General features: G+C 28.0%; 10 protein-coding genes. 1 reads left to right on the top strand and 9 read right to left on the bottom strand.

The annotated features are described in order from the left end of the window. From Q0V24_RS16670 to Q0V24_RS16645, 6 genes are all read right to left on the bottom strand, one after another. Positions 1 to 300, bottom strand: a 300-nt coding sequence (locus Q0V24_RS16670; protein WP_297523244.1) for a hypothetical protein, incomplete at its 3' end; no start/stop codon positions are given. Positions 301 to 548: 248 nt separating this feature from the next. After that, the gene (locus Q0V24_RS16665) at positions 549 to 998 is read right to left on the bottom strand and encodes a DMT family transporter (RefSeq protein ID WP_297523242.1); all 450 of its coding nucleotides are present in this window, start codon (positions 996 to 998) and stop codon (positions 549 to 551) included. A gap of 433 nt (positions 999 to 1,431) precedes the next feature. Continuing rightward, a complete protein-coding gene (locus Q0V24_RS16660) occupies positions 1,432 to 1,860 on the bottom strand; it encodes a MarR family transcriptional regulator (protein ID WP_297523240.1) in 429 nt (142 codons plus the stop codon). 14 nt (positions 1,861 to 1,874) lie between these two features. Next, complete coding sequence (locus Q0V24_RS16655) at positions 1,875 to 2,981, bottom strand: NADH:flavin oxidoreductase (protein ID WP_297523237.1); 1,107 nt, start codon at positions 2,979 to 2,981, stop codon at positions 1,875 to 1,877. A 168-nt stretch (positions 2,982 to 3,149) separates the two neighbouring features. Beyond that, positions 3,150 to 4,265: an alanine dehydrogenase gene (ald, locus tag Q0V24_RS16650; RefSeq protein ID WP_297523236.1), complete on the bottom strand. Its 1,116-nt coding sequence runs from the start codon at positions 4,263 to 4,265 to the stop codon at positions 3,150 to 3,152. A gap of 244 nt (positions 4,266 to 4,509) precedes the next feature. Beyond that, entirely contained in the window at positions 4,510 to 4,878 is a 369-nt protein-coding gene (locus Q0V24_RS16645; RefSeq protein ID WP_297523233.1) for a hypothetical protein, read from the bottom strand. A 263-nt stretch (positions 4,879 to 5,141) separates the two neighbouring features. Between Q0V24_RS16645 and Q0V24_RS16640 the strand changes: the two genes are divergently transcribed. After that, entirely contained in the window at positions 5,142 to 5,474 is a 333-nt protein-coding gene (locus tag Q0V24_RS16640; protein WP_297523231.1) for a phage holin family protein, read from the top strand. Positions 5,475 to 5,538: 64 nt separating this feature from the next. Here the strand turns inward: Q0V24_RS16640 and Q0V24_RS16635 are convergent, their stop codons facing one another. The 3 genes from Q0V24_RS16635 to Q0V24_RS16625 all read right to left on the bottom strand — a co-directional run. Beyond that, positions 5,539 to 6,081, bottom strand: coding sequence for an RNA 2'-phosphotransferase (locus tag Q0V24_RS16635; protein ID WP_297523229.1), 543 nt, complete (start codon positions 6,079 to 6,081; stop codon positions 5,539 to 5,541). A gap of 96 nt (positions 6,082 to 6,177) precedes the next feature. Further along, the gene (locus Q0V24_RS16630) at positions 6,178 to 6,582 is read right to left on the bottom strand and encodes a hypothetical protein (RefSeq protein ID WP_297523227.1); all 405 of its coding nucleotides are present in this window, start codon (positions 6,580 to 6,582) and stop codon (positions 6,178 to 6,180) included. A gap of 128 nt (positions 6,583 to 6,710) precedes the next feature. After that, a partial coding sequence (locus Q0V24_RS16625) for a phosphotransacetylase (RefSeq protein WP_297523225.1) occupies positions 6,711 to 7,361 on the bottom strand: 651 nt, incomplete at its 5' end.

Genomic DNA, 7,361 nt, shown 5'->3' with positions numbered 1-7,361 from the left:
TTTATATACTACTTCTTCTTTTGTATTTTCATTTAAATTAGTCACTTTCTTATCTATACCTACTTCTTCTTTAGAAGGTTCTTTCTCTTCAACTTTCTTTTGTGCAGGTATCCTTGCAACAGTAACAGCTTGTACATTTGGTTTTCCACTCTCTATTTTCACTTCTTGAGTATTAACTTTAGGCTTTACATTAACAGCTTCTCCTACCTTTTTATTTCCATAAACAGAATATCCACCTACCCCCACTCCACCAATTATACAAATACCTATAATACTTATTATTAAACCTTTTTTCTTCAAATCATCTTCCTCCACTAATTATACATATATTTCTTCTAGAAAATTACAGTTATTTTGTATTTATCCAATAATTATATTAAATAATTATTACAGTAAAAAGACATTTTCAAATTTTCAAATTCTATTCCCTAGAATAAACAAGAAAAAAGCTAACTAAAAATAGTTCTTCTAACTACTTTTAATTAGCTTTTCCGTTAATTTAGATAAAATTTTTTATCCCTCTTTATTTCTAAAGAGACAGATATTAATTAATTTATCACTACTTCATTGTCTTCTATTGGTAATTGTTTTTTATTGTTAAACGCATATAACATTATCGCACCAATTATTATTAATACATATCCTATATATTGAATATGGTGTGGTAGTTGTCCAAAGATTAAGAATGGGCAAAGGTTACTTATAATAACCGCATTTGGTAATATCATATGAGTTATTGCATAGTAACTTGCAAAAGCCCCTAATGTTCCAAAAGCACCTCTACCGATTAGTGCGAGTCTGTTCTCTTTTTTTCCGAAAGCTGGTGCTCTACTTTTAAGGATCATAACTATTGATGTGATAAATACAATTATATTTCTGTAAAACACCTCTTCTTGCTCTGGTATTCCATGCACACCTTTTATAAACGCGCCTGTTATAGAGAAACTTAATGCCATAAATAGTATTAGTACTATTCCTTTAGTTCGACTATTCTTCATTGTATGAACTCCCTTATTTTATATTTAATTTTTATTTCTTTAAGAATTATAGTCGTTTAAATATGGTTAAAAAATATAAAAATGTAACAAAAAAAATATATGCAAATTAATCAATAAATCTACCTTATCAATTGAAAATCATCTAAAGTTAAACGTTTTAATTTTAATATATTAATACTTTATTTTTTTAATATTTTATATGTAATATCCTCTAATTTCTTTTAATGGGTTTTTGTACTAATTTTAATGAAAATGTTAGAATTTTTTCTTGAAATTAAGATGTATATTTTTATCTACCCGAAAGGTATCTATTCTGAATTAACTAAGATAATTACCTTAACAGATTTTCTTTGTAAAGTCAAGATATCCCTAATTAATAAGCTTAAAGAGTAGAAAAATGAACTTCACTTTTCTACTCTTATCTAATTTGAACTTATGATAAATTATCATTCATTCTTTTTAATAATGTCAAAAACACTTCTTTCTCATCATCTGAAAAATCTGCATAAACCGTCTGATTTAAATTTCTACAAATCTTTATATACTTATCTTTAATATCCTGTGCCTTTTTTGTAAGAACAATGTAAGTTACTCTATTATCCTTCGTACTTTTTACTTTTTCAATATATCCAAGCTTATAAAGCTTATTTACTAAAACTGTTATAGTTGATTTATCCTTACTTGTTCTTTTCGCTATTTGATTCATAGTAAGAGCTTCATCACTCTCATATAAAGCAGTGAGTATATTCCCATAGCTTGGGTCTATTTCTTCTAAGTTATTTTCTACTAACTCTTTTTGTATAAACTTTAACATCTTCTTTCTTGTCTTACTCATAAAATGAACTATATATTTATCATTCATAAATTTAAAACCTTCTACTTTCTAAAATTAAAATCTTTATCAAATATTGTACAATAATTTCCCTCACTAGTTCTGCACTTTGAACATCTAACACATCTAGCTTTTTTATCTCCATTTTCTTTCCACTGCTTAATTAAATCTGGTTCTGATATTAAAGGTCTTGATAAACCAAAGTAGTCTATACCTGTATCATTTAATTTTTCTTCTATCCCAGTAAAACTTGTAAAACCACCTACAGTAATTATAGGAATACTCACTATCTTTTTAATTTCTTTAGCATAGTTTATAAAGTATCCTTCTTTTTCTATACTCTGCCCATCAAAAACTTCTCCAACCAGCCCTCTAGCCTTACCATGTACATTACCTGAAATCTCTAGTGCATTAACACCTATCTCCTCTAACATTGTACATACTTTTTTAGTTTCTTCAAAAGTTAAACCACCATCAAAGAAATCACTTGCAGTAAGCTTAACTAAAATACTAAAATCATGATCTACTTCTTCTCTTACCTTTAAATATATTTCCTTTAAAAATCTAAATCTATTTAAAAGACTTCCACCATATTCATCACTTCTTCTATTATAATATGGACTTAAAAATTGATTTATAAGATATGTATGTGCCCCATGTATTTCAACACCATCAAAGCCACTTTCCTTAGCCCTTCTTGCAGAACTTGCAAATCCATTAACTATATATTCTATATCATCTTTAGTCATCTCGACCCCAACAGTCCCTGTTGATAACTCTGCTATAATACTTGGAGCAAATATAATTCTCTCACCTACATTAAAAGTAGTTTTTGTTCCACCATACGCAAGTTGTAAAATAATTTTCGAATCATACTCATGGCACATTGAAGTTAATTTTTTATACTCTGAAATAAAACTATCATCATACATTCCCATCATTCCAGCATTTGGTTGTTCTTCTTTAACTATATTTACGTATCCTGTAATAATTGTCCCAACTTCATTTTTCGCAAGATTTTCATAAATCCCAAATAATTTATCAGTCATATGTCCATCTTTAGTTGCATAATTCTCCCAAGTTGCCGTTCTAACAAACCTATTCTTAGTTTCAAATCCTAGTAAGTTTGTTTTTTCAAAAAGTCTATTCATATTAAATCCATCCCCTTAAATTAGTTTTATATAAAACTAATTTTATATATTAAATAGTTTTATGTCAAACTATTTAATTAGAATATTAAAAATCTATAAAATTAAAGCCAGTACAAATTAATTTTAATTTATACTGGCTTTTTTAATTATTTAAAAACTAAAAATTTATTATTTAAGTAATGATTCTGGGTTTGTGTACTCCAAGTTCTGTGATGTAGCCACAGCTTTATAAGTAACTTTACCAGCCATTGTGTTAAGTCCTAATAAAAGTGCTTTATTTTCTTTTAGCGCTTTTTTATAGCCTTTATTTGCTAGCTGAGATGCATAAGGTAAAGTTGCATTTGTTAAAGCTATTGTTGATGTTCTTGGTACAACTCCAGGCATATTTGCAACAGTATAATGTAAAACTCCATGTTTCTCAAATATAGGATTCTCATGTGTAGTCACTTTATCTGATGTTTCAAATATACCACCTTGGTCAATTGCAATATCAATAAGTACAGATCCTTTTTCCATTGATTTAACCATTTCTTCAGTAACTAATTTTGGTGCTGCAGCTCCAGGTATTAGTACTGCCCCAATAACAATATCTGAAGATTTAACAGCATTTGCTATATTATAAGGATTAGATATTAAAGTTGTAATTGTATTTCCAAAAATATTATCAAGTGCTGCAAGTCTATTCGCACTTATATCAAGAACGGTAACATTTGCACCTAAGCCTATAGATGTTTTAATAGCGTTAAGACCTGCAATTCCTCCACCTATAATAGAAATATTACCTCTTGGAGTCCCTGTAACACCACTTAAAAGAATTCCTTTTCCACCATATTGCTCATGTAAAAATTCTGCTGCAACTTGTGGTGCAAGTCTTCCAGCAACTTCACTCATTGGAATTAATAATGGAAGTGAATTATCTTCTAATTGAATTGTTTCATATGCAATGCTTATAACTTTACTAGCTACTAGTGCCTTAGTTAATATAGGGTTAGGTGCAAGATGTAAGTAAGTGAATAATATTAAACCTTCTTTAAAATAGTTATATTCTGATTCTAATGGTTCTTTTACTTTTATAATCATCTCTTGATTCCAAGCTTCTTTTGAAGTTGAAACAATTTTAGCACCCGCTGCTAGATAGTCTTCATCTGAAAATCCTGATCCAAGACCAGCCTTAGTTTCAACAATAACAGTGTGTCCACCTTTAAGTAGAGTTACTACTCCTGCTGGAGTAAGAGAAACACGATTTTCATTATTTTTAATTTCTTTAGGTATACCTATAAACATATAAAACAACCCCTTTTAAATTTAATTATTAAAATAATATCAATATTTTTAAATGATATTGATATTCAATCTATATCTATTAGTATAGACCAATTATAGTTTATTATCAAGACTGGAGTATAAACTATAATTTTCCATTTAAACCTATGATATCAAATAATTCTAAACTCAAAAAAGCAGACAAATTAATTGTCCACTCTCATATATCTTCTTATTGCTATTCATAAAATACACATCTAAAAAGCTACTTTTCATCCTTTTTAAATGCAAGCCATACAGCCTTAAAAAAGCTCTCTCCATTTGCTTGCGCCTCTTTATATTTAGTTTTTGATGGCTTGAATACTTTTATCATTACTATAATAACAAGTATAAGACCTATAATACTAGCTGCTATACTCATTATCGAGCCTGATTTTCCAAATTTTTGTAGAAAATCTGCAAACTGTGTACTTGAAAGTCCATCTATTATCAACATTATAATTATAAATGGTATTGAACTTTTTATTTCCTCATACCCTGCTTTAAGCGATTTATCTCTTGCTAAAACAAGTATAAATCTTAAAGCTGTTATTAGTATAAAAAATCCTATTAATAATAAAAATACATTACTCATATTTTTCATTTGATTTTACCTTAATCCTTAAAAATTTCATTTTATATCTATATTATAAATGATTTTATACAAATTTGTATAAAAAAAGTAAAATCTTACTCCCTTAAACTTTTATTTGTATAAATTATACTATTTATAAAATTCTATCTCAACTAATAATTCTTAATATTACTTTACTTTTTTCTTAATAAAAATGAGAATTATACATGTAATTACTATGGTATAATATACTATTAACATATAGAAAAAAAGGAGCAGTACATATGAAAATAATTGGAAAAATACTTGTAATATTTATAGTATCTTTTATAGGAATAAAATATTTTAATTTAGGAAGTTATAGCAGTGTAGAGGATTTAGCACTATTTTCAGTCGCACTAGTTATAGTCAATTTACTAATAAAACCAATAGTTAAATTTGTAAGTTTACCAATAACTTGTTTAACATTTGGTATATTTTCATTAGTAATAAATGTACTAATGATATTTGTTGCAACATACTTTGTACCAGGGGTAAGTATTAGCGGATTTATATCAGCTATGGTACTTACAATTGCTATATCAATAGCAACAACAATAGTTCATCTTCTATTTTAAGTAGAAACTCACAAGTATTACTCAAAATAATTTAGGGCTGCATCATAATGATACAGCCATTTTATTAGACCTCTTCCATTTTACTTACATATTCAACTGGCACAAAATCAGTTAGCCAAACATTATTTTTAGATATATAAAACTTATATCCCTCTCTATACATTTTATCTGAATCAACTTGTAATAAAGCTAATTCACCATGTCTTGTACCAACCTTACTTGCTGTATCAATTTCTTTTGATAAATGAACATATAATCTATTACCCCTAATTATTCCTTTACTCATAATAGAATCAACAAATCTAGTTGCAGTTCCATGATATAAAACACTTGGTGGTATACATTCTTCAAGCTCTACATCAACATCTATTGAATGTCCTTGATTAGCTCTTATTTTAGTCTTATCTTCATTGAAGCTATATCTACTTTTATTATCATTTTTGACAATCTCATCTAGCATTTCAAAATCTATTTTCCTTTTTACACTATTCATACCTTTTATAAGTTCATCAACATTTGCATAGCCTCTCTCATCTAATTTTATATTAGCCGCTTCTGGTTTATGTCTTAGTACTAAACTTATAAATACACTTAATTTATTATTCATCTGTTCAAACTCCTTCTTTTTTTATACTAATCTTAATCTCATTATACTCATATATTTCATTAAACTTAAAATAATATTATCAGTTATTTTCTTAACTTATTCTTTATTTAATTTTTTATCAACACCTTTTGATATACTTGTATTCTCTTCATCCTCTATCGGTTTTAATTTTGCCATAATAATAGCTCCTACTAAAGAACAAATTATTATTGAAAAACCATCTGATATTTTATTAAGGCCTAGAACATAGAAAAATGCTATGCTAAGTGCTGATGATATAATAATTGCCCTTAAAATGTTAGAATCTTTTCTTCCTGCTGGAACTATAATTGCAATAAACATTCCATAAACTGCAATCACAAGTGCATCTTGAAGTGAAAGTGGTATAAACTCTGTACTAACTGCACCTATAAAAGTTCCAAGTGCTATTGGAAGTCCATTTTTAAAATCATTGCTCTCTTTTTTAATTTCTATATTTTCCTGTTGTTTTAAACTTTCCATTACGACTCCTTTAAATTTATAAATAATTTCAAACTTTATACGTGTAATATTTTACCATTACAAAATAAATAAAAAAAGATAGGCTTTTTACACCTATCTAAATATTCAAACTCATATAAATATTTATTTTAAACATTTATATATTTTTCTTTTTTTATACTTCCTATATTTTCATGACTACTTTGCACAGCTGTAACTACCACAACGTTTACAATATCCTCTAAGGAACATCCTCTTGATAAATCATTGATTGGCTTTGCAAATCCTTGACATATTGGACCAATAGCATCTGCATTAGCAAACCTTTGTACAAGCTTATATCCAATATTTCCTGACTGTAAATCTGGAAATATAAGTACTGTAGCCCTTCCTGCAACTTTACTATATGGTGCTTTTTGATTTGCAACCTCTGGTACTATCGCCGCATCAAGTTGAAGCTCTCCATCTATAAGTAAATCTGGTCTAAGTTCTTTTGCAAGTTCAGTTGCTTTTCTTACTTTTTCAACTGTTTCATGATCTGCTGAACCCATAGTAGAGAAACTAAGCATTGCAACTCTTGGCTCAATATTGCAAATTTCTCTTGCTGTATCAGCAGTTGCAATTGCTATAGCTGCAAGCTCTTTATAATTTGGATTTGGATTTACAGCACAGTCCGAGAATAATAACATCCCCTCTTCACCATACCTAGAATTTGGTACAACCATAATGAAAAAGCTTGAAACAACTGATATTCCTTTTTTAGTTTTAATTATCTGAAGCCCTGGTCTAAGCAAATCACC

Source organism: uncultured Clostridium sp., from assembly GCF_947039605.1.
Lineage (GTDB): Bacteria > Bacillota > Clostridia > Clostridiales > Clostridiaceae > Sarcina.
The sequence above is the reverse complement of the archived record's forward strand: the minus strand, read 5'-3'. Positions and strand labels throughout refer to the sequence as shown.